This window comes from Geobacillus sp. Manikaran-105 (genome assembly GCF_002809955.1).
Lineage (GTDB): Bacteria > Bacillota > Bacilli > Bacillales > Anoxybacillaceae > Geobacillus > Geobacillus thermophilus.
The window spans coordinates 1-24,418 of the sequence record NZ_PIJG01000049.1; the positions used below are offsets into that span (position 1 = coordinate 1).

At 54.0% G+C, this 24,418-nt stretch carries 21 protein-coding genes and 7 pseudogenes; 23 read left to right on the forward strand and 5 right to left on the reverse strand.

Annotation, left to right across the window (positions count from 1 at the left end; genetic code table 11):
* Positions 1-184 (reverse strand): annotated as a pseudogene (locus CV945_RS13430) (IS4 family transposase); the annotation flags it as partial.
* A gap of 83 nt (positions 185-267) precedes the next feature.
* Between CV945_RS13430 and CV945_RS13435 the strand changes: the two are divergent.
* From CV945_RS13435 to CV945_RS13460, 6 genes and pseudogenes are all read left to right on the forward strand, one after another.
* Complete coding sequence (locus CV945_RS13435) at positions 268-927, forward strand: IclR family transcriptional regulator (RefSeq protein ID WP_232722163.1); 660 nt, start codon at positions 268-270, stop codon at positions 925-927.
* A 13-nt stretch (positions 928-940) separates the two neighbouring features.
* Positions 941-1,714 (forward strand): type I 3-dehydroquinate dehydratase, encoded by a 774-nt coding sequence (gene aroD / locus CV945_RS13440; RefSeq protein WP_023633532.1) that lies wholly within the window; start codon positions 941-943, stop codon positions 1,712-1,714.
* Positions 1,715-1,787: 73 nt separating this feature from the next.
* On the forward strand, positions 1,788-1,904 hold the full coding sequence (locus tag CV945_RS13445) for a CoA transferase (protein ID WP_232722178.1): 117 nt from the start codon (positions 1,788-1,790) through the stop codon (positions 1,902-1,904).
* Positions 1,894-2,136, forward strand: a pseudogene (locus CV945_RS13450) (CoA transferase); the annotation flags it as partial. The gene CV945_RS13445 and the pseudogene CV945_RS13450, both read left to right, overlap by 11 nt.
* A 406-nt stretch (positions 2,137-2,542) precedes the next feature.
* A pseudogene (locus CV945_RS13455) lies at positions 2,543-3,572 on the forward strand (LacI family DNA-binding transcriptional regulator).
* A gap of 17 nt (positions 3,573-3,589) precedes the next feature.
* A complete protein-coding gene (locus tag CV945_RS13460; RefSeq protein WP_020278602.1) occupies positions 3,590-4,156 on the forward strand; it encodes a shikimate kinase in 567 nt (188 codons plus the stop codon).
* Between the two features lie 4 nt (positions 4,157-4,160).
* On the opposite strand, the gene CV945_RS17115 is transcribed toward CV945_RS13460, so the two are convergent.
* On the reverse strand, positions 4,161-4,490 hold the full coding sequence (locus CV945_RS17115; protein ID WP_100664309.1) for a hypothetical protein: 330 nt from the start codon (positions 4,488-4,490) through the stop codon (positions 4,161-4,163).
* Positions 4,491-4,666: 176 nt separating this feature from the next.
* Between CV945_RS17115 and CV945_RS13465 the strand changes: the two genes are divergently transcribed.
* Positions 4,667-7,924: a hypothetical protein gene (locus tag CV945_RS13465; RefSeq protein WP_100659956.1), complete on the forward strand. Its 3,258-nt coding sequence runs from the start codon at positions 4,667-4,669 to the stop codon at positions 7,922-7,924.
* 160 nt (positions 7,925-8,084) lie between these two features.
* Here the strand turns inward: CV945_RS13465 and CV945_RS13470 are convergent, their stop codons facing one another.
* Positions 8,085-8,561 carry a hypothetical protein gene (locus CV945_RS13470; RefSeq protein ID WP_033008023.1) on the reverse strand — a complete coding sequence of 159 codons (477 nt, stop codon included), beginning with the start codon at positions 8,559-8,561 and terminating at the stop codon, positions 8,085-8,087.
* 153 nt (positions 8,562-8,714) lie between these two features.
* Here CV945_RS13470 and CV945_RS13475 point away from each other — a divergent pair.
* The 3 genes and pseudogenes from CV945_RS13475 to CV945_RS13485 all read left to right on the forward strand — a co-directional run.
* Positions 8,715-9,086 (forward strand): annotated as a pseudogene (locus CV945_RS13475) (ArnT family glycosyltransferase); the annotation flags it as partial.
* Positions 9,079-9,573: pseudogene (locus tag CV945_RS13480) on the forward strand (glycosyltransferase); the annotation flags it as partial. The pseudogenes CV945_RS13475 and CV945_RS13480, both read left to right, overlap by 8 nt.
* Positions 9,545-9,949 (forward strand): GtrA family protein, encoded by a 405-nt coding sequence (locus CV945_RS13485; protein ID WP_047818501.1) that lies wholly within the window; start codon positions 9,545-9,547, stop codon positions 9,947-9,949. The pseudogene CV945_RS13480 and the gene CV945_RS13485, both read left to right, overlap by 29 nt.
* 91 nt (positions 9,950-10,040) lie before the next feature.
* On the opposite strand, the gene CV945_RS13490 is transcribed toward CV945_RS13485, so the two are convergent.
* Together CV945_RS13490 and proB are read right to left on the reverse strand one after the other, a co-directional pair.
* Positions 10,041-11,285, reverse strand: coding sequence for a glutamate-5-semialdehyde dehydrogenase (locus CV945_RS13490; RefSeq protein ID WP_100659958.1), 1,245 nt, complete (start codon positions 11,283-11,285; stop codon positions 10,041-10,043).
* Complete coding sequence (proB, locus tag CV945_RS13495; protein ID WP_011231534.1) at positions 11,282-12,406, reverse strand: glutamate 5-kinase; 1,125 nt, start codon at positions 12,404-12,406, stop codon at positions 11,282-11,284. The genes CV945_RS13490 and proB overlap by 4 nt, the downstream gene beginning before the upstream one ends.
* 507 nt (positions 12,407-12,913) lie before the next feature.
* Between proB and ilvD the strand changes: the two genes are divergently transcribed.
* From ilvD to CV945_RS13555, 13 genes and pseudogenes are all read left to right on the forward strand, one after another.
* Positions 12,914-14,593 (forward strand): dihydroxy-acid dehydratase, encoded by a 1,680-nt coding sequence (gene ilvD / locus CV945_RS13500; RefSeq protein WP_033006220.1) that lies wholly within the window; start codon positions 12,914-12,916, stop codon positions 14,591-14,593.
* Positions 14,594-14,712: 119 nt separating this feature from the next.
* Positions 14,713-15,225, forward strand: a pseudogene (locus CV945_RS13505) (Phenylacetic acid catabolic protein); the annotation flags it as partial.
* Positions 15,226-15,237: 12 nt separating this feature from the next.
* Entirely contained in the window at positions 15,238-15,882 is a 645-nt protein-coding gene (locus CV945_RS13510; RefSeq protein ID WP_100659959.1) for an enoyl-CoA hydratase-related protein, read from the forward strand.
* A gap of 17 nt (positions 15,883-15,899) precedes the next feature.
* Positions 15,900-17,417: an aldehyde dehydrogenase family protein gene (locus CV945_RS13515; protein WP_100659960.1), complete on the forward strand. Its 1,518-nt coding sequence runs from the start codon at positions 15,900-15,902 to the stop codon at positions 17,415-17,417.
* 250 nt (positions 17,418-17,667) lie between these two features.
* Complete coding sequence (locus CV945_RS13520; protein ID WP_100659961.1) at positions 17,668-18,531, forward strand: 3-hydroxyacyl-CoA dehydrogenase; 864 nt, start codon at positions 17,668-17,670, stop codon at positions 18,529-18,531.
* Positions 18,532-18,557: 26 nt separating this feature from the next.
* On the forward strand, positions 18,558-19,769 hold the full coding sequence (locus tag CV945_RS13525; protein WP_100659962.1) for a thiolase family protein: 1,212 nt from the start codon (positions 18,558-18,560) through the stop codon (positions 19,767-19,769).
* Between the two features lie 209 nt (positions 19,770-19,978).
* On the forward strand, positions 19,979-20,836 hold the full coding sequence (gene paaX, locus CV945_RS13530) for a phenylacetic acid degradation operon negative regulatory protein PaaX (protein ID WP_033008035.1): 858 nt from the start codon (positions 19,979-19,981) through the stop codon (positions 20,834-20,836).
* A 93-nt stretch (positions 20,837-20,929) separates the two neighbouring features.
* The gene (locus tag CV945_RS17595) at positions 20,930-21,181 is read left to right on the forward strand and encodes an IS200/IS605 family accessory protein TnpB-related protein (RefSeq protein WP_080729534.1); all 252 of its coding nucleotides are present in this window, start codon (positions 20,930-20,932) and stop codon (positions 21,179-21,181) included.
* Positions 21,182-21,331, forward strand: coding sequence for a transposase (locus CV945_RS17600; RefSeq protein ID WP_227412597.1), 150 nt, complete (start codon positions 21,182-21,184; stop codon positions 21,329-21,331).
* 398 nt (positions 21,332-21,729) lie between these two features.
* Positions 21,730-22,089 carry a DUF3221 domain-containing protein gene (locus tag CV945_RS13540; RefSeq protein ID WP_033008036.1) on the forward strand — a complete coding sequence of 120 codons (360 nt, stop codon included), beginning with the start codon at positions 21,730-21,732 and terminating at the stop codon, positions 22,087-22,089.
* A gap of 257 nt (positions 22,090-22,346) precedes the next feature.
* Entirely contained in the window at positions 22,347-22,547 is a 201-nt protein-coding gene (locus tag CV945_RS13545) for a hypothetical protein (RefSeq protein ID WP_232722170.1), read from the forward strand.
* Positions 22,544-23,443, forward strand: a complete 900-nt coding sequence (locus tag CV945_RS13550; protein ID WP_232722173.1) for a trypsin-like serine peptidase — start codon at positions 22,544-22,546, stop codon at positions 23,441-23,443. Before CV945_RS13545 ends, CV945_RS13550 begins: the two co-directional genes overlap by 4 nt.
* 49 nt (positions 23,444-23,492) lie before the next feature.
* Positions 23,493-24,327, forward strand: a pseudogene (locus CV945_RS13555) (NAD(P)H-dependent flavin oxidoreductase); the annotation flags it as partial.
* Positions 24,328-24,418 lie beyond the last annotated feature (91 nt).

Here is a 24,418-nt window from a genome sequence, read left to right on the forward strand (position 1 = left end):
CATCGGCTCCGTGGCGAAAGCTTTTCCATTGATGCATGGCGGCCAGCAGGAAGAAGTGAATCAACTCGCGCAACGTAAAGGTTCGAGACGAATCACGATCCCCAACCGCTTCGGCAATCCGTTGAATCTCTTCATCCGAAACAAGTTTTTGCATCAAATTCGGGAGTGTGGTATGCTTGTTCATAGAGAGCACCTCCTGGGTTTGTTTGTGTCGCTACCCACATTCTACAGGAAAGGTGCTCTTTTTTCTATACCCTTTGGATTTTATTGGATAATCAACACGCCTGTTCGCTGGCCAAATCAACGACAACGCGCCTGCTCGCTACGCTGGAGCAAAACCGCTTGGTCGTCAAAGATCCGGAGACGTTAAAGTACCGTCTTGGACAAGGATTGTACTATTTAGGATATATTGCCGGCAAATCGATTAAAGTGCGGGAAATCGCGCGGCCTGTGATGGAGCGGCTGCGCGACGAGACGCGGGAGACGGTGAACTTATACGTGCTCGAACAAGATGCCCGCGTTTGCGTCGAACAGTGCGAGGGGCTTCAGGCGCTGCGCCATATGGTGAGAATCGGCGAGCGGCTGCCGCTTTGGGCGGGCGCGGGAGGAAAAGTATTGTTGGCATACCAATCGCCCGCCTTTCAAGAGCGAATTTTCGCGCAAATGCCGACAAAGGAACGCTTGGCTCGTCTAGCGGCGGAGCTTGAGGTGATTCGGGAGCGCGGCGTTGCGTCTAGCATCGATGAACGGGAAGTCGGCTCTGCGGCCGTTGCGGCGCCGATTTTCAATATCCGTGGGGAAGTTAGCGCCTGCTTGTCCATCTCCGGGCCGACGCATCGGTTTACGCCGGACGTGCTCGAGAAGTTCGAAACGATCGTGAAAGAAGGAGCGCAAGCGATTTCAGAAAAACTAGGTTATCGACCATAAGGGGGAAGAGCATATGGCGATTTCAAAACGCGCCGTCCGTGTGCGCAATGTCTTGATTGGGGGAGACGAGCCGTGCATTTGCGCCCCGGTCGTTGGAGCGGATGCGGGGCAAGTGTTAGAGGAAACAAGGCAAATCAGCGCGAAAAAGCCGCATCTGATTGAATGGCGTGCGGACTTTTTCCAGGCGATTCATGACGAACAGCAAGTGGCGGCAACGGCGAGAGAGATGCGGGCGATCGCCGGAGACATCCCGATTTTGTTTACGGTTCGTTCCGAACTGGAGGGCGGCCGACCGATTTCCTTGACAGAAGAGGAAAAGCTGCGGTTGTTTGAAACAGTGTGCCAAAGCGGCGCGATCGATTTGCTTGATTACGAGCTTGCCCATGAGCCCTATGTCCCCGCTGTCCGTCAGCTGACCCGCTGCTATGGAGTGCGTCTCGTTTTGTCCTATCATAATTTTGATTGTACGCCATCTAAGGAAGAACTTGTCGCCAAAATGCGCCAAGCTGAGCAACATGGTGCCGATATCGCCAAAGTGGCGGTCATGCCAACATCGCGACAAGACGTTCTTGCCTTGTTGCAAGCGACCGAGGAGGCGCGGCAGGGGTTGGAGATCCCACTCATTACGATGTCGATGGGAGGATTGGGCGCCATCACTCGTTTGGTCGGGGGATTGTTCGGTTCGGCCGTCACGTTTGCCGTTGGCCAACAAAGCTCAGCTCCGGGGCAAATTCCCATTGAAGAAGTCAGAGATGTATTGTCGGTCATCATGAAATACAGCCAATAATTGGACTTTGGAGGAGGAGAGCATCATGGGTCGTTTGCCGTTGGAGGGTGTCAAAGTGCTCGATGTTTCAACGATGATCGCGGCGCCGTTCGGTGCGGTATTGCTCGGCGATTTTGGCGCCGATGTCATTAAAGTGGAGTTGCCGGGGAAAGGGGACACCTTGCGCCATGTCGGGCCGTTTAAGCATTAAAGACATTTTTGAGCATCCGCACTATCAAGCACGGGAAAACATCATTGAAGTCGCCCATCCGCGCCTTGGCAAAATTAAAGTGCCCGGCATCGTGCCGAAATTTGAAAAAACGCCGGGCGCGGTGCGCCGTATTGCGCCCGATTTAGGGGAGCATACGGAAGAGATTTTGCAGACAATGCTTGGCCTGTCCGAGGAGGACATTCAGAAGTTAAGAGAAAAAGAGATTATTTAACGTTCCGAAAGAAGTCTCCCACTTCGAAACAAAGTGAAAGTGGGAGATGAATTTCGGGGGGGACGATAGCCAACCAATATGATAAATAGATGGTTAGAACGGACACCTTCGGAACGCGGGGAAGCATAAAGGGTTTTTGTGTGGCTTGCCGTTCAGCGAACATGCACAAGTCGCTTGAAGCCCCCGCCTCTCAGCAAAGCGTAGGTGGCGGGTAGTTCATGCGGCGGGCAGTTGACTCTCGGCTTCTCGTTTGGAGATCGCCGGGCTTTTTTTTTTTGCGTTGTTTGGATAACGAACGATGAGGCGCCTTTTTCCTGCCCAGCCGGCGCTGTGCGTTGACACTGTTTGCAGCAACCGTTTATACTTTTAGTAGGTTAAAGCAACGGTAAAGCAGGTGATTCGAACCGTGTCGGATAAAAAGCGCTCCCGTGTGACGCTCGAACAAGTGGCCAAGCATGCCGGCGTGTCGCGGGCGACAGCCTCGCTTGTTGTTCGTGGGAGTTCGAATATTTCGAAAGAAACACGGGAAAAAGTGCTTCGATCGATGAAAGAATTAGGCTACGTGTATGACCGTGTAGCCGCCAATTTGCGCTCGCAGCGCTCTTCCACCGTCGGGTTGATTATTACGGAACTTGACAACCCGTTTTTTTCCGAACTGCTTGTCGGCGTCCACGAGGCGCTTGATCAGGAAGGATATACCGTCATTTTAGGCACGACGTTTGACCGGCCGGAAAAACAAGATGCATTACTATCGACGATGCTTGAGCATCGGGTTGGCGGCGTCATCATGAGCCCGGTTCCGGGGTGTTCGACCGAGATGGTTGAGCGGCTGCGGCAATGGGATATTCCAGTCGTGTTGTTTGCTCGTGATGAACTTCCGGCTGGACAGTTTGATTATATCGGAATCGATAATGTGGCCGGCGGGCGGATGGCGACTGAGCATTTGCTCGATCAGGGTCATCGCCGCATTGCCTTTATTGGCGGTTCTCCGCAGTCGTCCGTATGGAAGGCGCGCCAAAGGGGATACGGCAAGGCGTTGCGTGCCGCAGGCATCGAGGTGGATGACGCGCTGCTTGTGCCGTCGGCGACAACAAGGCAGGGCGGACGGATGGCGGCGAAACGAGTTTTGCAACAACCGAACCCGCCGACAGCGCTCTTTTGTTATAACGATGTTGTCGCCTTCGGGGCGATGCTCGGCTTAAAAGAGGAAGGAATCGTTCCGGGACGCGATATCGCGGTCGTGGGATTTGACAACATTTCAAGAGTCAGCGTTGTTTCAACCACCGTTAACGACGGTGGCCGCGTTCCCAGAAAAGATCGGTGCGTGCGCGGCGCGGCGGTTGCATGAACGCATGAAAGGGGATGACAGCGAGCCGAAACGGACGATTTTGCATCCAGAGCTCGTCATCCGGCAGTCATCTAGAAAGAGCGATTGAAAAGGGAGTGAGGGAACGTGGAGAGGCAAACCACCATCCCGCTCCGCGAGCGGAACATCATATTGATCGGCTTTATGGGAGCGGGGAAAACAACGATCGGGCAGCTGGTGGCGAAAAAGCTGTACCGCGATTTTATCGATGTCGACGCGGAAATCGAGCGGCGGCAAGGGATGTCGATTCCGGAGCTTTTCGCGCAAAAAGGAGAAGCGTATTTTCGAAAGGTGGAACGGGAACTCATCGTCGATTTATGCACAAATACAAGGTTGAAAATCCTTTCGCTTGGCGGCGGCGCGTATTTGCAGGAGGAGGTGCGGCGCGCATGCCTCGCTCATGGCATCGTCTTTTTCCTTGACTTGTCATGGGATTATTGGAAAGAGGAACGGCTGCCGCTCATTGTCGACAGCCGCCCGGTGCTGAAAAACAAAACGTTGGAAGAGGTGGAGCAGCTGTTTTTCCAGCGGCAGTCGGCTTACGCCCTCCATCATTCCCGCGTGGTGTTGAATGAGCTTGAAGCCGAACAGGCGGCCGAGCAAATTGTCGAGTCGATCAAATGGACGTGGGATGTATATGAACCAAATCGATAGATGGTCATGGCGAAAAGGCAGGCTCTTGTCGGGAGCTTGCCTTTTCGTGTTGGATGGCCGCGGCGAGAGCCGGTGGCGGAGCGGTAATCTGACGGTAATGATGCAGGCCGACTTCGTGCCCCGGTTGGATGGCCGCATCGAAAGCTGGTGATGGAACGAGGAATGCAGCGCCGTTATCGCGGTTTTTCCAATAGCAGGTTTTGCGGGCGCGGTCAAAGCGGTTCGGCGCTGGGGAGCCGGATCCGCTTGTCCTCACCTTGCGTTCAGTCTCGCGTTCTTGATCGGCAAGGGTGTGGATGTGAGTGATGGACGGACTCATGTTTTCGGAAGCCATCAGAGAGGCCTGTTTCGTGTCCGGGGATCGGACGTTGGGTCGCGTTCAGGGAGCGGAGGGAAGACGAACGACCCTGCGTTTCTTTTCTTTTTTGGGCAGAAATGCCTGTTTGTTCTTGCCGGACAAGCGCTCCTTTTGTTATAAGGAAGATACCAGGTGTGAGGGAGAGTGGGAAGATGGAGGAAAGGGCGTTCCGCTGGTTTTATGTATATATTGTCTTGGCGGTGCTGCTTCTGTCGGCGCCGTATTGGCTTTGGTGGTTGAAGCCGGAAACGGAGCTTGAGCTGCTCATTGTCGATGACACGGTGCCGGATCGGTCGTACCGCGAGCACCAAGGGCTTGTTTGGCTGCTCCGGGCGCAAAAGTACGTGCACCGGAATGGTGAGGCGTATGATGCGGCGCGCGATTATGTCGGATTTGTGCCAAAGGGCGGCGGGGCATACGAAGTGCGCCCGTTTCCGAACACGATGGATCGCTATGATGCCGTGTATGTCGCCGACACGTACGGCGTCTATGAAGAAGAATTTGTTCGCCAGCGGACGGACGGGGCGCGGTCGGCGAAAGTGCACGGCGGGCTGGACGGCGAGACGGTGAAGGCGCTTTGGCGGTTCGCCCGGGAAGGGGGAAACACGTTGATCGCCGAATTCAACTCGATGGCCCACCCGACAGCGCAGGAGGTGCGCGCGTCGTTTGAATCGCTGTTCGGCTTGCATTGGACGGGGTGGATCGGGCGCTATTTCCCCGATTTATCCAGCCGGGAAGTGCCGGCGTGGGTCAGGGAGAACTACGAACAACAATATGGAACGCCGTTTGCGTTCCGCGGTCCGGGAATTGTGCTTGTGGATGAACGCGATCGGTTGATGGTTTTGGACCGGCGCGATCTTGGCGGCGATGGCGTCGTGTTTTCGTATACGAAAGCGGGGAAAGCGCGGTGGGGCCAACACGAGCGCGTTCCTTATTCGTACTGGTTTGACATCGTCCAGCCGCTTGATCCGGACGATGTGTTGGCGACCTATACGTTGTCGCTTTCCAAACGCGGGAACGAGAAGCTGCGCGCCATCGGGGTTCCGGTTTCGTTTCCGGCCGTTGTCCGCTATGAGACGCGCACGTACCAGTCGTACTACTTTTGCGGCGATTACGCCGATCAAGGCAGTGTGCCATCGATTTACCAAACGGTTGGATTCGATCGATGGCGCAAGTGGACGGCGAGCAGCCGCCCGGATGATGAGACGGCGTTTTATTGGAAAGTGTACGTGCCGATGATGAAAGCCATTTTGCAAGAAATCAAAACGTATCAGGAGGAGAAGAAGCGGCCTGCCGCTACAGAAACGGCGGAGCAGGACGGCATCCGCTTGGCGGGGACGGTCGGGCGCGACTATCTTCAAGTATATCGCAATGGACGGTGGGAGCCGCTGCTTATTAAAGGCGTCAACCTCGGCATCAGCAAACCCGGCGCGTTTCCGGGCGAGGCGAGCATCACGAAGGAAGAATACTTCCGCTGGCTTCAGTATATCGGGGCGATGGGGGCGAACGCCGTCCGCGTCTATACGATCCATCCGCCGGCGTTTTACGAAGCGCTCTATGAATACAATCAAACCGCCAAGCAGCCGCTCTATTTGTTTCACGGCGTTTGGATCGATGAAGCGATGATGCTTCGGATCAAAGATGTTTGGTCCCCCGCGGTGGACGGGGCGTTTCGTGCCGAGATTCGCCGCACGATCGACATCATCCACGGCAACGCCAACATTCCAAAGCGGCCGGGCCACGCCGGGGGAGTGTACCGATATGACCTTTCCCCTTATGTCCTCGGGTGGATTTTCGGCGTCGAATGGGATCCGGACGTTGTTGCCGCCACGAACAAAGCCCATCGCGGATCAGGGGATTACCGCGGGACATATGTGTATACGAAGGGAGCAAGCCCGTTTGAAGCGTGGCTCGCGCGTGCGGTCGACGAAGCGGTCGGCTATGAGACGGAAACGTATGGGTGGCAGCGGCCCGTGAGTTTCACCAACTGGGTGACGACCGATTTCCTTCGTCATCCGGCCGAGCCGTTTGTCAAAGAAGATCTTGTTTCCGTCAATCCGAATGTCATGTACGCCACCGACAAGCTGCGCGCCGGATGGTTCGCTTCGTATCATATTTATCCGTATTATCCGGATTTTTTGAACAGAGAAGAAACATATATCCGCTATATTGACTCGCGCGGCGAGCATAACAGCTATGCCGGCTACTTGCATGAGATGAAGGCCGCTCACCGGATGCCGATTCTCGTCGCCGAGTTCGGTGTTCCTTCGTCGCGCGGCATGGCGCATCGAAATGTGCACGGGAAAAATCAGGGGTTTTTGTCGGAACAGGAGCAAGGAACGATCGACCGGGAGCTGTTTGAGGACATCGTCCATGAGCGGATGGCGGGAGGGCTGTTGTTTTCCTGGCAGGATGAATGGTTCAAGCGGACGTGGAACACGATGGATTATGACAACCCGGATCGTCGGCCGTTTTGGCTGAATGCGCAGACGAACGAACAACATTTTGGGCTGCTTCGGTTTGAGCCACGTTCAAGCGCGGCCGCGATGATCAAGGTCGACGGGCGGAAAGACGATTGGACGTTCAATGGAATCCGTCCGGTTTGGACAGAGGGCAAGCGAGCGCTGTACGTCACAAGCGATGAAGGGTATTTGTACGTGCGGCTTGACGGTGCGCGCATCACCGATGAAACAACGACGTACATTGCGTTTGATACGATTCCAGGCCAAGGGCAATCGCGCCTCCCGGGCCTTTCCGGCATGCGTACGTCGGGGATTGACTTTGCTTTAGTCATTCATGGAAAACAGCGCGCCCGGCTGCTTGTCGACAGCTACTATGACACGTTTTCTTATCATTACGGCTATCAGCTGCACATGATGCCGGCGGCGCCGTACGCCCATCGCAAAGATAACGGAGTATACCACCCGATCCGGTTGACGCTGAATAAAAAGCTCGAAGAAGCAGATGGCAAGGCCGTGCCGTTTGACTCGTATGAAACCGGGGTGCTTCGCTTCGGCACCGCCAACCCGGCCGATGCGGCCTATGACTCGCTTGCCGATCTCAGCGTGAGCCGCCGCGGTGATATGTATGAAATTCGCCTGCCGTGGGCGCTGTTGAATGTCACCGATCCAAGCCGGCGCGAGGTGATGGGCGATATCTGGTCAAAAGAAGGTCTAAAAAGCCGAGAGATCATCCCCGGCATCCGCCTCGGCGTGTACGTCGCCAACGGGGAGCGCTCATTTTCGTTCCCGGCGATGGAAGGGAATGTGCTGCCGGTTCAGCGGTTTTACACGTACACGTGGCCGACATGGGAGACGCCGCGCTACCACGAGCGGCTGAAGCCGTCGTATGAAGCGATGAAAGCGGCGTTTTCCGGCGCGGACATCGCCAAGCAGCAAGGAAACGAATAAGAAGAACGCCCCGCAACATTGGCTGCTGTTCGACACGACGATGATCGGTCAAGGCGGTTGTCTGTCCAAAAAAGAAGCCGGCAAGCACGAGACAAAAGCCCAACCGGCCGTCAAGCAAAAAACATGCTGGCGGCCGGTTGGCTTGTTTCTTTTTCGTTTTTTAAGAGATTTCGTTTTGTCCAGCCCGGGAACGGAGTTTTCGTTCATGTTGGAGGGTTTTGCGGGCGAGGAAGTCAACCGTTTCCTGCGTTTCCGACCATTCAAGGCGCCAATAGTTCATTTTCGTTTCCAAGCGCTCAAATCGAGCATCCGTGCGCTTTTCCAAATCCAAAAGTTTTTGGTGCAACCGGTCTTCCGTCTCTCGAATTTTGGCATACAGCCGATTTTCTGTATCCTGAATCTCGGCGCGCAGTCGGTTTTCCGTATCTTGGATCTCCGCGCGCAGTCGGTTTTCCGTATCTTGGATCTCCGCGCGCAGTCGGTTTTCCGTGTCTTGAATTTCAGCACGCAGTCGGCTTTCTGTATCTTGGATTTCGGTGCGCAGCCGATCTTCCATTTCTTTCATTTGCTGTTGGATTTTTCCGGAATGCAAGTCGAGCGCCTTTAAAATTTGTTGCACGATGGTGGCTCCTTCCACACGATTCACCTCCTTTCGCCTTTTATCATAGCACACGTCTGCGGTCAGCGAAATGAAAACCTTGTCCATTCGCTCGATTTTTTCACCAAACTTTCACCAACACGGGGTAACGTAACGGCAGGAGACGAAGAACATGACGGAAAGGGAGAGTCGATGAAGAAAATACAATGGAAATGGGATGGATGGATTGCTGCGATCATGGCTTGGTCAGCTTTTTTGCACTTCTATCAAATTGGAAACAGCGGTTCCAATGTGTATTATACGGCGGCGGCGAAAAGCATGGCCGCAAGTTGGAAGGCGTTTTTCTTCGCCGCGCTTGATCCGGAGGGATTCATTACCGTTGATAAGCCGCCGGCGGCGCTTTGGCTGCAGGCGTTGAGCGTGAAAGTGTTCGGAGTGAGCGATTTTAGCGTGCTTCTTCCGGAAGCGTTGGCGGGGGTTGCCTCGACGTGGATGATGTACGTGATCGTCAAGCCGTGGGCGGGGCGGATAGCGGCGCGCTGGGCAAGCTTCGTGTTTTCCTGCTATTGACCGGAAAGTGTGCGATCAGTTACGCTATATGAGAGAGCGGAGCCGGTTTGTTCGGGGGCTGGTAAGCTGGGTCGGCTTCCGGCAGACGGCGGTTGAATACGAACGGGAGCCGCGTTTCGCCGGTGAGACGAAATACCCGCTCAAAAAGATGATTCGGTTTTCGCTTGATGGCATCACCTCGTTTTCATACAAGCCGCTGAAGCTGGCCAATTGGCTTGGATTTTTGTTGTCTGCGGCCAGTGTGGTGGGGATGTTCGTTGTCCTTTATCTTAAATGGTTTGCTCATTCAACGATCGCTGGCTGGGCGTCATTGTTGATGGTCATGCTGCTTGGCAACGGGGTGACACTGCTCATGCTCGGCGCGATTGGCGAATATATCGGCCGGATTTACGATGAAGTGAAAGAGCGTCCGCTCTATATTGTCAACGAAACGTGGGGAGTCGGAACGAAACATGAACGAAAGCCTTCGTATATTCCGTAAAGAAAAACAAGCCGTATGGCGGTTTGGCCTCGTTGGGGTGAGCAATACCGCGGTGGACTTCGCCGTCTTTTTTTTGTTGACTGCTGCAGGCGCTAAGGCGGCGGTTGCCCAAGCCGTTGCCTACGGCGCCGGGATGGCGAACAGCTACATTTGGAATCGGCGTTGGACGTTTCAAGTCAAACGGAAAGCCAATATAAAGGAAGTTTTGCGCTTTCTTGTCGTCAACGGGCTGTCGTTCGGTGCATCGCTTGCCGTTTTGCTGGCCGCGGAACGGCTCGCGCCGCTCTGGCTGGCGAAACTGGCGGCGACAATCGCCGGGATGGCGGTGAACTTTATCGGCAGCCGTTATTGGGTATTTGTGGAAATGGAAAAATAAGAAAACGATCCGGAAGCCATGGGTTGGGTCCGGATCGTTTTATGCTTTAGAAACTTAGTGAAAAAGGAAGCCGTCTTCGTTGCAGCCATCGTTATGACTCCCGAATTTGCCCCGTCCCGTACACGAGCGATTTTGTCGTCGTGATGGCGACAAGCCCCATCGGACCGCGGGCGTGCAGCTTTTGCGTGCTGATGCCGATTTCCGCTCCGTAGCCGAACTGCTCCCCGTCCGTGAAGCGGGTGGAGGCGTTATGGTACAAGACCGCCGCATCAACCGCCTGGAAAAAGCGGCGGACGTTCACCTCGTTTTCCGTGATGATCGCTTCCGAGTGCTTCGTCCCGTAGCGGCGGATGTGGCCAATCGCCTCGTCGACATCGGCGACCAGTTTGACCGCTAAAATCGGCGCCAAATATTCCGTATACCAGTCATCTTCTGTTGCCTCGCTGATAAACGGATAGGCGGAGGCAAGACGTTGGTCGCCGCGCAATTCGACGCCGCGGGCGTGAAGCGTCTCAAGCAAGTCGGCGGCATATGGCCAACGCTCATGGATGAGCACCGTTTCGACGGCATTGCAGACCGATGGGCGCTGCAGTTTGGCGTTTAGGACGATCTCGATGGCCATTTGCCGCTCGGCTGATTCGTCGATGAAAATATGACAGTTGCCGACGCCGGTCTCAAGCACCGGCACGGTGGCGTTTTCGACGACCGAGCGGATGAGCCCGGCTCCGCCGCGCGGGATGAGCACATCCAAGTAGCTGTTGAGACGGAACATACGCTGCGCCGTTTCCCGGCTCGTGTCTTCGAGCAGTTCAATCGCCGTTTCCGGAACGGTCGTCGTGCGGAGCGCCTCTTTCATGACGCGAACGAGCGCTTTGTTCGAATGAAGCGCTGATGTGCTGCCGCGAAGCAAAACCGCGTTGCCCGTTTTCAAGCAAAGGCTCGCCGCATCGACCGTCACGTTCGGGCGCGCTTCGTACACCATGCCAATGACCCCAAGCGGCACGCGCACCGTTTGGATGCGGAGCCCGTTCGGCCGCGTCCACTCTGCGATGATTTCTCCGACCGGGTCAGGCAGCGAGGCGACTTGGCGGACGCCGTCGATGATTTGGTCCAGGCGTTCATTGGTGAGTTGGAGCCGGTCAAGCAAAGCCGGCGACAGCCCTTGTTCGCGGCCTTGGGCCATATCTTTCTCGTTTTCTTGCAAAATGAAGGCGCGTTCGCGGTCAAGGGTTTGGGCGATCTGTTCCAACGCCTCATTTTTTTCCTCCGCTGACAGCATGGCGAGCGTTTGTGAGGCGGTTTTCAACCGTTCGGCTTTTTCGAGCAGTTCGCTCATTTCGATACACTCTCCTTTCGCAACGTGACCCAATTGTCGCGGTGGATGACTTCCGGGCGGTGAAGGTAAGAGTATTGCCGGGCCTCTTCGCTCGGCCGCCCTTTCACTTTTTTCAAATCGGCGGCGGCGTAATACACTTGGCCGCGTCCGATCGTGATCCCTTTTTCATTGACGACATCCACGACATCCATCGCATGGAAGTCGCCGGAAACCGCTGTTACGCCAGCAGGGAGCAAACTTTTCCCACGCATAAGCAACGCTTCTTCAGCCCCGCTGTCGACCGTGATCATGCCGGCGACAGGAGCATGATAGGCAATCCATTGTTTGCGCATTTGCATTTGTTTCGGAAACGGAACGCCGATGTACGTGCCGTCTCCTTTTCCAGCTAAAATATCAGCCAGTTTTTCTCGGCCGCTTCCCGTGCCGATGAACACGCTGACGCCAAACGAAAGTGCTTTTCGAGCCGCGAGAAGCTTCGAGCGCATCCCGCCGGTGCCGACGGCTGAACCGATGCCGCCGGCGGCTTCGATCATCTCATCGGTGATTTCCGGCAAAAAGGCGTATTTTTTCGCCTGCGGATTCGTTTTCGGATTGGCGTCATACAACCCGTTAATGTCCGTAAGCAAAATGAGCGCATCAGCGTGCAAAAAGCCGGCGACAAGCGCCGAAAGCATGTCATTGTCGCCAAATGTCAATTCTTCAATGGAAACGGAGTCGTTTTCATTAATGATCGGCACGGCGCCGTTCTCAAGCAGTGTGGTGATTGTGGCAAACAAGTTGCGGAACCGCTCGCGGCTGTAAAAGTCGCTGCGCGTCAACAACAGCTGAGCGGCCGTAAAGCCGAATTGGGCGAACGCCGAGCTGTACGCCTGCATGAGCAAACTTTGCCCGACGGCTGCGGCTGCCTGTTTCCCAGCGATTGTCGTCGGGCGCGCCGGGTAGCCTAAAGGTCCGAAACCAGCGGCGACAGCGCCGGACGTGATGAGAATGACGTCATGGCCGAGCTGTTTGAGATAAGCGATCGCCTCAACGTGATCGAACAGCTTGTCATGGCAAAGGCCGCCTTTCGGATCGGTGAGCGAGCTGCTGCCGATTTTGACCACCACGCGCTGCCGTTTCATCGCGTTCCTCCCTCCTTTGCGTGTTGAATGGCATGAGTTGGATCGCCTAGCCGCTCTGCGAAGCGGCCGGCCAATAAAAAACGCTTTTCCTCCTTTTTTGCAAAAGGACGGAAAAGCGTTCCGCGGTACCACCTTTTTTGGCGCACAAAGCGCCCACCTCTGGCCTGTAACGCAGGCGTGCGGCTTATGTTTGCATAAGCAGCCGTCTAGGGCAGGTTCAACCGGCTTCCCGCGAGGAACCTTCCAGCCTGTGGGTTCCACTCTCTGGCGCGTTCCCTCGGTTTACTAATCCCGTGCCGTTCCTGTTGTTTTCTTGTCAAGGAGTGCAATTTGTAAGAAATTATGACGCCAAATGCTCCGGTTGTCAAGAGGAAAGGCTGATTTTTCTGACTTGTTTTTTCGAAGCAGATTTTGAAAACGCATTCATAATAAAGGTAATTGTCTTTCTATTAGAAAAAGTGGTACAATACTAGCAATCAATCAAACCGCATGATGGAGGGACCGATGATGAAAAAACGGCGCAGCGACATGATCAAAAAAGGATTTGACCGTGCTCCGCACCGAAGCCTATTGCGAGCGGCGGGCGTAAAAGAAGAAGACTTTGATAAACCGTTTATTGCGGTGGTGAATTCATACATCGACATTATTCCGGGGCACGTTCACTTGCAAGAGTTTGGGAGAATCGTGAAAGAAGCGATTCGCGAAGCGGGCGGCGTGCCGTTTGAAATGAACACGATCGGCGTTGACGACGGTATTGCGATGGGCCATATCGGGATGCGCTATTCGCTGCCGAGCCGGGAAATCATCGCCGATTCGATCGAAACGGTTATCTCGGCGCATTGGTTTGACGGCATGGTGTGCATTCCGAACTGCGACAAAATTACGCCGGGAATGATGATGGCGGCGATGCGTCTTAACATTCCGACGATTTTCGTCAGCGGGGGACCGATGAAAGCCGGCGTGACGAAGGATGGGCGGAAAATTTCACTGTCATCTGTATTTGAAGGCGTCGGGGCGTATTTAGGGGGAACGCTCGATGAGAAAGGGCTTGAAGAACTCGAACGGTACGGCTGTCCGACGTGCGGATCGTGCTCGGGCATGTTTACGGCCAACTCGATGAACTGTCTCGCTGAAGCGCTCGGGCTTGCACTGCCGGGCAACGGCACGATTTTGGCGGTCGACCCGGCGCGCAAAGAGCTGGTCCGCCAATCGGCAAAGCAGCTGATGTATTTGATCGAACATGACATCAAACCGCGCGACATCGTAACGGAAAAAGCGATCGACAACGCGTTCGCGCTCGATATGGCGCTCGGCGGCTCGACGAATACGGTGCTGCATACGCTTGCGATCGCCAACGAAGCCGGCATCGAGTACTCGCTTGAGCGCATCAACGAAGTGGCGGCGCGCGTGCCGCATTTGGCCAAACTCGCCCCGGCGTCGGACATCCATTACATCGAAGACTTGCATGAAGCGGGCGGCGTTTCGGCCGTGTTGAACGAGCTGGCGAAAAAAGAAGGCACGCTTCATTTAGATACGCTCACCGTCACGGGCAAAACGCTCGGGGAAAACATCGCCGGCTGCGAAGTGAAAAACTATGACGTCATCCGGCCGATTGACAACCCGTATTCGGAAACGGGAGGGCTCGCCATTTTGTTTGGCAACCTGGCGCCGGACGGCGCCGTCATTAAAACCGGGGCGGTGCAAGGCGGCATCACGCGCCATGAAGGGCCCGCGATCGTCTTCGACTCCCAAGAGGAAGCGCTCGAGGGCATTGCCAGCGGGAAAATCAAGCCGGGACATGTTGTCGTCATCCGCTACGAAGGGCCAAAAGGCGGCCCAGGGATGCCGGAAATGCTTGCGCCAACGTCGCAAATCGTCGGCATGGGGCTCGGTACGAAGGTAGCGCTTGTCACCGACGGCCGCTTCTCCGGCGCCTCGCGCGGCTTGTCCGTCGGCCACGTTTCACCGGAAGCGGCGGAAGGCGGACCGATCGCTTTCATCCAAGACGGCGATATCATCGAGATCGATACGGTGAAACGAACGATCAACGTCAAGCTGTCCGATGAAGAGCTCGAACGCCGGAAAGCGAACTGGAAAGGCTTTGAACCAAAAGTGAAAACCGGGTATCTCGCCCGCTACTCGAAACACGTCACATCGGCGAGCACGGGGGGGATTATGAAGATTTAGCGGATTTCTGTAAGAGCGTTGTCCCCTTCCAAGCGCGCGAGGGACGCCATTAGACGATCAGGATCAAAAGAGGCGGTTTTTCCGCCTCTTTCATTTATTTTTGATATGAAGGCATGTGATTGGATGCCTCATACGGACCGTATGCGCGGGCGCTGAAGCGCATTTGCGCCGAGGAAGTGTTTCACGCCCAGCACGGCGAGTCGATCATTTTGGCGCTCGCCGAAGGGACGAAGGAGCAGAAAGAGATGCTGCAAGAGGCGCTCAACCGTTGGTGGGAGGCGCTGCTTATGTTTTTCGGTCCGCCGACGGCCGATACGACGGGAACTTCGAAGCAAGACATCACGATCAAATACCGCATCCGCACGAAAACGAATGAACAACTGCGCCAAGACTTCTTTACGAAATATGTGTCGCGCATTTGGGCGCTCGGACTGAAGATTCCTGATGAGACCATGCATTTTGACAAAGAGAAGGGCCAATGGATTTACCGGCAGCCGGATTGGGAGCGGTTTAAAGAAATCATCCGCAACAACGGACCGAAGTCGCAGGAGCGGCTTGAGCTTCGGCGGACGGCGTATAAGCAGAACGCGTGGGTGCGGGAGGCGCTCAGCGCCGTACGGACGGCCGGATGAGGAGGGATGGCCATGGCGGGGAAAGAACAAGGATTTTATCAAGTGTTTGAAGTGTTCAGCCGCAAAGCGCCGGATGCGCCGATGCAGCATCAATTCAGTCTGCTTGCCCCTAATGAGGAGATCGCGCTCGTGATGGCGCAGGAAAACTTTATGCGCCGCGAGCCGGTCGCGGACCTTTGGGTCGTGAAGCGGGACTATATCCGGCGAATGAGTGAGGAGGAAAAAGCAGCGCTCTTCCGGCTTCTTTCGGAAAAAGCGAGTTTCGCTCCTGCGTTTATTCACGTCGGTCTTGTGCCGGATGCGGGCCATCTGTACTATTTGCCGCGCCTCGTCGGACGGGCGAAGGCGCTTGAGCTGGCGGTGCTCGGGGATAAAATCTCCGCTGAACAGGCCGCCTCGCTCGGGCTGGCGACCAAGGTCATTCCTCTCTCCGAGTGGGAGGAGGGAGTCAAGCAGTTTGCCGAGCGGCTCGCTGCCATGCCAACGAAGGCGATTGGACTCATCAAACGGCTGCTTCGCGAAGGCGAAGAAACGACGTTTGACCGCTACTTGGAACGGGAAGCGGAATGCCAACGCATTGCCGGCATGACGGCAGATCACCGCGAAGGCGTCAAGGCGTTCTTTGAAAAACGAAAACCATTATTCCGAGGAAACTAAGCAAGGGGGATGAAACGATGGCGACTGTGAAACAAAAGAAAATGGAACCGATGCCGACCAAACGCGATTTCTATCATTTGATTGTGAACGGGGAGCGGGTGGAAAGCGCTTCGGGAGAGACGTTTGAAGTGATCAATCCGGCCACTGGCGAACCGGTCGCCCGCGTCGCCAAAGGGACGCGCGAGGACGCCGAACGGGCGGTGCAGGCGGCGCGGCGGGCGTTTGATCATGGGAAATGGCGCCATTTCCCAGTGCAAAAACGCGCCCGCATCTTGTACCAAATTGCATCCATCATGCGCGAACGTTTCAATGAATTGGTGGAATTGGAAATTTTGAATACCGGAAAAGCACTGTCAGCAGCTCAAGGACAAGTAATGCAAGCCATTGAAGACTTTGAGTTTTTTGCCGGAGCGATCATTGGCCACCGCGGGGCGGTCAACCCGATGCCAGGGGCGTTTCACAACTATACGGAAAAAGAGCCGGTTGGCGTGTGCGCCCAAATCATTCCGTGGAACTACCCGCTCATGATGGCGGCTTGGAAAATCGCGCCTGCTCTTGCCGCAGGATGTTCGGTTGTCGTCAAACCGGCGTCGCTGACGCCGCTCACCTGCCTGGTGCTGGCGGAAATTTGCCACGAGGCCGGGGTGCCGGAAGGGGTCGTCAATGTGGTGACCGGCGCCGGGGCGGAAGTCGGGGACTATTTGGTGGAGCATCCGCTCGTCGACAAAGTCGCGTTTACCAGATCGACGCCGGTCGGGAAGGAAATTATGGAGAAGGCGTCGAAAACATTAAAACGGGTGACGCTCGAGCTGGGCGGCAAATCGCCGAGCCTTGTATTTGCGGACGCTGATTTAGAAGCCGCTGTCGCCGGCTCATTGTTCGGCATTTTCTACAACAGCGGACAATCGTGCGAGGCACGCTCTCGCTTGTATGTGCATGAAAGCATTTATGACGCCTTTATGGAAGCGTTCGTGGCCAAAACGAAGCAGCTGAAACTCGGCAACCCGTTTGATGCCGGCACGCATGTCGGGGCGATCATCAGCCGCGGGCAGCTGGAAGTGATTGACGAATACGTGCAATCGGCGGTCGCGGATGGAGCGACGATCGTTGCCGGAGGGAAAGAAGCGGTAGTCGAGGGATTTGAAAACGGTTACTGGTATGAACCGACGATTTTGACGAACGTGAACCATCAAATGAAAGCGGTTCGTGAAGAAATTTTCGGACCGGTTGTCGTCGTGATGAAATTCCGCGATGAAGCCGAAGCCGTTGAATTGGCGAACGATAGCGACTATGGGCTGGCCGCCGCCGTTTGGACGAAAGATTATGGCCGCGCCGTTCGCGTAGCGAAGCAGCTGCGTTCCGGCATTGTCATGGTCAACAGCCCATTCTCCGCCTTCCCAGGCACGCCGTTTGGCGGCTACAAACAGTCCGGATTCGGGCGCGAGCTGTCTGTCGAGGCGCTTGATTTGTACACAGAAACGAAAAGCGTGCTGTCGTATTACGGGCCGCGTCCGCTTAATCCGTTTGGCGTCTAAGATTTTCTCCGTTTTGCGTTTGCCAACATACGAGAGCGGGTCGCGTCCTTGGACGCAACGTTCAGTTTGCCGCCCTTGAAGGCAAGAGCCGGTTAGGGCAAGCGTGGAGAGACGCGCCTGTCCGTTTGCTGAGCACCCCGTCGCGCGTGATGGGGTGCCCATTCATTTGACGGCGTCCGCCGCTTGGTGAGAGAGAACGCTAGCTCGATGCATCAGCCACCGTACATCAACACACGGGAGGGGGAAGACGATGATCGAACGCCTTGTTGTCGTCGGCAGCGGCGTGATGGGGAGAGGCATTGCTTATGTCGGCGCTGTCGGCGGGTTCCAGACGACCTTAGTGGACATTAAGCAAGAACAATTGGAGAGCGCCCAGAAGGAGATTGCTTCGATTTTTGAACAGGCGGTCGCTCGAGGGAAATTGACCGACAGCGAGCGGCAAGAAGCCGAGGCGCGCCTGTCGTATTCACTTGATTTGGCGGCCGCTGTGCGCGATGCCGATTTGGTGATCGAGGCCGTGCCGGAAAAACTTGAATGGAAAAAGCAAGTGTTCGAGACGATTGACGCTCATGCGCCGGCGTGGTGCTATTTTGCGACGAATACGTCCACCATGAGCCCGACCGAAATCGGTTCGTTCACCAAACGGCCGGAGCGGGTGATCGCCATGCATTTTTTCAACCCGGTTCATAAAATGAAGCTTGTGGAAATCATCCGCGGGTTGGAGACGAGCGACGAAACGGCGCAAATGGCGAAGGAAGTCGCCGCGCGGATGGGGAAAGAAACCGTTGTCGTCAATGAATTTCCGGGATTCGTCACGAGCCGGATCAGCGCCCTTGTCGGCAATGAAGCGTTTTATATGCTGCAAGAAGGGGTCGGGACGCCCGAAGAGATCGACAAGGCGATCAAGCTCGGCCTCAATTTCCCGATGGGTCCGTTTGAGCTCGCGGATTTAGTTGGGCTCGATACGAGATTGAACAACTTAAAATATTTGCACGAAAAACTCGGAGAAAAATACCGCCCGGCGCCGCTTTTGGAGCAATACGTCAAAGCGGGGCGGCTTGGCCGCAAAACCGGCCGCGGCGTCTATGACTATACGAATCGGGAAAACGGCTGATCTGTCGAAAAAGGATGGGGGAGAATATGAACAGAGAAGTTGTGATTGTCGATGCGGTGCGCACACCGATTGGCCGCTACAAGGGCGCGTTGAAAGACGTCAGGCCGGATGATTTAGCGGCTGTTGTCATCCGGGCGCTTATCGAGCGAAATCCGGGTTTGCCGGTCGAACAAATTGATGATGTCGTTTTTGGCAACGCCAACCAAGCCGGCGAGGACAACCGCAACGTCGCCCGCATGGCGGCGCTGTTGGCCGGGCTGCCCATTGAAGTCGCAGGGGTGACGGTCAACCGGCTGTGCGGTTCAGGGCTTGATGCGGTCAATTATGCGGCGCGGGCGATTTTGGCTGGAGAGGCGGATATCATGATCGCGGGCGGCGTGGAAAGCATGACGCGCGCTCCGTTTGTCATGCCGAAACCGGCAAGCGATTTCCCGCGCGGCAACATCGAGATGTACGATACGACGATTGGCTGGCGCTTTATCAATCCGAAAATGCACGAAATGTACGGCACCGACAGCATGCCGCAGACGGCGGAAAACGTAGCGAAGCGGTTCGGCGTGACGCGCGAGGCGCAAGATGAGTTTGCCTACGAAAGCCAAATGAAAGCGAAACAAGCGATCGAAACGAATCGGTTTGCGGATGAACTCGTGCCGGTTGTATACCACGATCGAAAAGGCAACCGCGTTGTCGTCGATAAAGACGAGCATCCGCGTCCGGATACGACGTTGGAGAAGCTGGCGAAGCTACCGCCGTTGTTTGAAAACGGCACGGTGACAGCCGGCAACTCGTCCGGCATTAACGACGGGGGGGCGGCGCTTTTGTTAATGAGCGCCGAAAAGGCAAAAGAACTCGGACTCAAGCCGCTGGCTGCCTATGTCACTTCAGCGGTCGCCGGCGTTGAACCGGCCGTCATGGGAATCGGCCCGGTTTTTGCGACGCGCAAAGCGTTGCGCCGCGCCGGGTTGTCGCTTGACGACATCGGGCTTGTCGAGCTGAACGAGGCGTTTGCCTCGCAAGCGCTGGAATGCATCCGGCAGCTTGAGCTCGATCGGGCGAAAGTGAACGTCAACGGGGGAGCGATTGCCCTTGGCCATCCGCTTGGCGCGAGCGGCGCCCGCATTTTGACGACATTGATTTACGAAATGCGAAAACGCGGCGTCACCTATGGCTTGGCAACGATGTGCATTGGCGTCGGCCAAGGAATCGCCACCATTGTGAAAAACGCAGACGAACGGTGAGGGTATTTCGCTAGGCCGGCCTTGTCGCGGCGGTTTGGCGAAATGACGCCGGATCGGGCTGCGGCCGCCCGTTGGCGCGCCGCCGAGAGCCGCCTGCTTTTTAGCGGTGCGGCTCTTTTTTATTCCGTTTGTTTTTCGTCCGTCTTGCCAGCGTGATAAAAGTTTGTTACGATTATAGTTCGAAAACAAGATAAAGGGAGTTTCATTGGATGAATACGCGCTCACTCATTTTTACCATTTACGGCGACTACATCCGCCGCTACGGCGGTGAAATTTGGATCGGGAGCCTCATCCGCCTCCTTCGCGAATTCGGCCATAACGACCAAGCGGTGCGGGCGGCGGTGTCGCGCATGAGCAAGCAAGGATGGATTCAGGCAGAAAAACGCGGCAATAAAAGCTACTATTCCCTTACGGCGCGCGGCGTCAAGCGGATGGAAGAGGCGGCGCGGCGCATTTACAAAACGCGTCCCGAGCATTGGGACGGGAAATGGCGGATCCTGATCTATACGATTCCTGAGGAGAAGCGGCATTTGCGCGACGAACTGCGAAAGGAGCTTGTTTGGAGCGGGTTCGGCACGATGTCCAACAGCTGCTGGATGTCCCCGAACAATTTGGAGCAACAAGTGTACGACTTGATCGACAAGTACGACATCCGCCCGTATGTCGACTTCTTTTTGGCCGAATACGACGGTCCGCATACGAACAAGCAGCTTGTGGAAAAGTGCTGGAACTTGGATGAGATCAACCAAAAATACGAGCAGTTTATTGCGGTCTACAGTCAAAAATATGTGATTGACAAACATAAAATCGAGCGCGGCGAAATGTCGGATGCGGACTGTTTTGTCGAGCGGACGAAGCTCGTCCATGAATACCGAAAATTTTTGTTCATCGACCCTGGCTTGCCGGAAGAGCTGCTGCCGAACGAGTGGATGGGAAGCCATGCCGCCGCCTTGTTCAATGACTATTACCAACAGCTCGCCGCGCCGGCTAGCCGTTTCTTTGAAGCGGTGTTTCAAGAAGGGGCAGAGCTTGACAAAAAAGAAGAGGAAGAGACCTCCGTGGAATGAACCGGGATGCACGGCGCAACAGCAGCTGGGCATCCCGGTTGCCGTTTATGGAGTGTTTGGTATAGGAGTGTGAAAGAGGAAAGTTGCCTCCGAATGTGCTGTCTTCATGAAAAAATCACCAATTGCCGGAACGATTTCCTGCATCAGTTGTCCACCCGCTCGATCCGTGAAAACCAAGTGGTGTACGTGGAGGATTTGCGTGTGCGGAGCATGCAAAAAAACGGCAAGTTTGCCAAATCCATTTCCGATTCCGCGTGGGGGCGTTTTCTCAATATGCTTGAGTATAAAACGACATGGTACGGGCGGGTGGTGGCTCGTGTCGCGAGCATCTTCCCGTCCAGCTAATTGTGCTCGCGCTACCGGCATCGGCAGGTTGAGATGAAGTGGCTTGGCATCTGCAAGTGGGTGTGCCCGAACGGTGGAGCCGAACATGACCGGAACCATAACGCCGCCCGAAATATCCTGAATGAAGGGCTTCGTTTGTTGTCGTTGTAGGGAAGTCGAACTGTGGGATGCACGGGGATGGCTTGGTGAACAACCTACCGAAGAGCGGATGTTACCAAGAATCCCCCACTTCGAAACATTAGTGTAGGTGGGAGAACGTTCAAGTTACACTCAAATTATTCTCATTTTCATAAAAATATGGTATTGTTAATGTATAACGTTTTTTTCACGTTTGTTGAATATAATGAATGATGTTTGTCGTTTTCTGATCTTCGTTATCCAATCACAAGGGGGTGATGGACAACATCAGCAACGCCGAGCTGGCTAGTTCGGTATCAAAGACGTGAATGCACTTGGGATCATCAATGTTCATTAGTGTGTTATTCTGTCCTGAAAGGGAAATTTGTTCATAACGATGGACCGGGAAACGAAATTGCTGGGGGGATGGTATGAGGAGATATATCTTGGTGAGTATTATTTTGTGTTCCATAGCATTATTATTCTTCTTTAGTGAATATAGCGCGAATCGATCTCCTAATCAAGCAACTGTTTCAGAAGGTTTTATTATTATGAAAGAAGGGGAGGTCTATTTAGTTGAAGATCAAGATTTTATTCAGGACGACGCCAATAAATTATCAATACAGGAATTAAGAAGAAAATACCATATGAGTAAGTTATGGATTACGGGAGCTGGTGCTTTGGGAGGAATAAAAAACGGGCAAAAGGTCAGAGTGTGGTACTCAGAGGTTTTAGAGTCGTATCCTAGTAAAATCAAAGTTACGAAAATTGAGCCTGTTCAATATAATTGAAACATATAAATTATCTCGGTGCTATAGTTTTGGAATTTTATAAGGGGGCTTACTTTAATGAAAAAAATTGTATTTATCATTTTTGTAATGATTGGGTTTATTACTCACATTTCGCACCCTGAATAAAAATTCAAAATAAGCCTGATTTGAGTGAATAAAAATTAGTTATTTTACAATATTTGTATAAAAATTTATTTTTATTTATTTTTTGTATATTATGCAAAGGTTGCGAAATATGAGTTATTATGTCGTCTATAATGAATATCCCGGCAACCGTTCTTGCTCAAAAAAACAGTAATAATGCTTATGACATGATTAATTCAAAAGGTGAAATCATTAAGTATGAAGATTACATGAAAAAGTTAAAGAATTCAAGAGTTTTGGTCACCGAAGGATCAGAAGGAACCGGTGAAGTTCTTCCAAAAGCAGAGATAAATACAGATTTCCTGAATCCGTGACAGAAGTGTATCAAAAATGCTGGGAAACCCAATCGTGTCGAGACTTCGACTCCATTTCGAATGTTCACCTATTAGGTGAAGAACCCTTTCTTGGCAGCTTTGAACGCGTCTTTATCACGGATTCAGGAGATTTCAAAAAAAGTAAGCCTTACAAATATAATTTAAACCCTGAAACAACATATATCGGTGATAAATCTCCAAATCAATATTTTCCTCAGGTTGTGATTGGTGCTGATGGCCGTGCAAAAGTCTCCAATACTTCAGTCGCCCCTTACAGACAAATTGCGTACATTGAATTGGAATTTAGAGACGGTTGGTATGCTTGCACAGGAACTGTTATCGGAAAAGATAAAGTTCTTACAAATGCACATTGTGTTATGGACGTTGTGAATCAGTCCGGCGCGATAAATGGTTATGTATATCCCGCCATGAATAATAATATATATTCATACGGTGTGTATCAAATAGTAGATTATTATATTACGAGCAACTATATTCAAACAGGAGACCCAACTCAAGACTTTGCAGTTCTTAAGCTTAGCACATATTTAGGAAAAAATATTGGTGATGTAGTCGGATATCTTCCATTAAGACAAGTATCTAACATTCAAGGTACGTCAGTAAAAATTTATGGATATCCAGGGGATAAAATCGAACAGTATAAGGAAATATCTCAATGGGGAATGGCTGGCTCCGTTTCCAAAGAAACCGGTGAGCTTGCATTTTATCAGATTGATACTTATAATGGACAATCCGGTTCCTCTTTACTAAACTCATCAAACGAAATCATTGCTGTTCATAGAGGGAGCTTTCGTATCAATGGTACTACTTACAATGGGGGACCGAAAATGATTAAACCGGTATATGATTTTATTCGAGCAGCAATGCAAAATTAACCATAGGATTAGAAACATGGACTTAATATTTCTAAAAGGTGTGATCATAATGAATGATATTTGCCGTTTGCTCGACCTTCGTTATCCGATCATTCAAGGGGGGATGGGCAACATCAGCAACGCCGAGTTGGCGAGCGCCGTATCGGAAGCGGGGGGGGCTTGGAACGATCGGAGCCGGAACGATGACGCCCGATGAGGTGGAGGCGCTGATCGTTGAAACGAAGCGGCGCACCAACCGTCCGTTTGCGGTGAACATTCCGCTTCAAGTGACGCCGCACGCCGCGGAGATCGCCGAACTCGTCATCCGCCATCAAGTGCCGGTCGTTTCCCTTTCCGCCGGCAATCCGGCGCCGTGGATTCCGCGTTTTGCGGAACATGGCATCAAGGTGCTTGTCGTCGTCGCCTCGGTCAACCAAGCGCAAAAAGCGGAAGCGGCTGGAGCGGATCTCGTCGTCGCCGAGGGGTATGAGGCGGCAGGCATCAACTCGCCGCTTGAGTTGACGACGATGACGCTCATTCCGCAAGTCGCCAGCGCCGTCCGCATCCCCGTCGTCGCCGCGGGCGGCATCGGCGATGGGCGCGGGCTGCTCGCCGCCTTCGCTCTCGGCGCCCAAGGGGTGCAGCTTGGCACAAGGCTGGTGGCCACGAAGGAAGCGCCGTTTCATGACGCGTATAAACGGCGGCTTGTCGAGGCGAAAGAAAATGAAACGGTCATCGTCGGCCGCTCGGTCGGGCGCATCCGCCGCGTCATGCGCACGCCGTATGTCGAGAAGCTGCTGGAGTATGAACAGCAAGGCATGCCGCTCGAGCAGTTTCAAGAATATACATCGGAGGATCGTCATCGCCGCGGCGCCCTTCTTGGCGATTTTCATGAAGGATTTATCTTAATTAGGCGAGAAGACTCCCACTTCAACGAAGCGAAGCGGAGTAAGTGGGAGATGAATCGCCTTAACTATATTTTGCTGAAAATAGGAT

Coding starts and splice junctions, on each gene's coding strand:
- CV945_RS13540 (WP_033008036.1), top strand. CDS start 21,730: ATGAGGAGATATATCTTGGTGAGTATTATTTTGTGTTCCATAGCATTA.
- CV945_RS13510 (WP_100659959.1), top strand. CDS start 15,238: ATGGCGGGGAAAGAACAAGGATTTTATCAAGTGTTTGAAGTGTTCAGC.
- paaX (WP_033008035.1), top strand. CDS start 19,979: ATGAATACGCGCTCACTCATTTTTACCATTTACGGCGACTACATCCGC.
- CV945_RS13490 (WP_100659958.1), bottom strand. CDS start 11,285: ATGAGCGAACTGCTCGAAAAAGCCGAACGGTTGAAAACCGCCTCACAA.
- aroD (WP_023633532.1), top strand. CDS start 941: ATGGCGATTTCAAAACGCGCCGTCCGTGTGCGCAATGTCTTGATTGGG.
- CV945_RS17595 (WP_080729534.1), top strand. CDS start 20,930: ATGTGCTGTCTTCATGAAAAAATCACCAATTGCCGGAACGATTTCCTG.
- CV945_RS13465 (WP_100659956.1), top strand. CDS start 4,667: ATGGAGGAAAGGGCGTTCCGCTGGTTTTATGTATATATTGTCTTGGCG.
- CV945_RS13545 (WP_232722170.1), top strand. CDS start 22,347: ATGAATATCCCGGCAACCGTTCTTGCTCAAAAAAACAGTAATAATGCT.
- CV945_RS13485 (WP_047818501.1), top strand. CDS start 9,545: ATGAACGAAAGCCTTCGTATATTCCGTAAAGAAAAACAAGCCGTATGG.
- ilvD (WP_033006220.1), top strand. CDS start 12,914: ATGAAAAAACGGCGCAGCGACATGATCAAAAAAGGATTTGACCGTGCT.
- CV945_RS13445 (WP_232722178.1), top strand. CDS start 1,788: ATGATCGCGGCGCCGTTCGGTGCGGTATTGCTCGGCGATTTTGGCGCC.
- CV945_RS17115 (WP_100664309.1), bottom strand. CDS start 4,490: ATGGCTTCCGAAAACATGAGTCCGTCCATCACTCACATCCACACCCTT.
- CV945_RS13520 (WP_100659961.1), top strand. CDS start 17,668: ATGATCGAACGCCTTGTTGTCGTCGGCAGCGGCGTGATGGGGAGAGGC.
- CV945_RS13525 (WP_100659962.1), top strand. CDS start 18,558: ATGAACAGAGAAGTTGTGATTGTCGATGCGGTGCGCACACCGATTGGC.
- CV945_RS13515 (WP_100659960.1), top strand. CDS start 15,900: ATGGCGACTGTGAAACAAAAGAAAATGGAACCGATGCCGACCAAACGC.
- proB (WP_011231534.1), bottom strand. CDS start 12,406: ATGAAACGGCAGCGCGTGGTGGTCAAAATCGGCAGCAGCTCGCTCACC.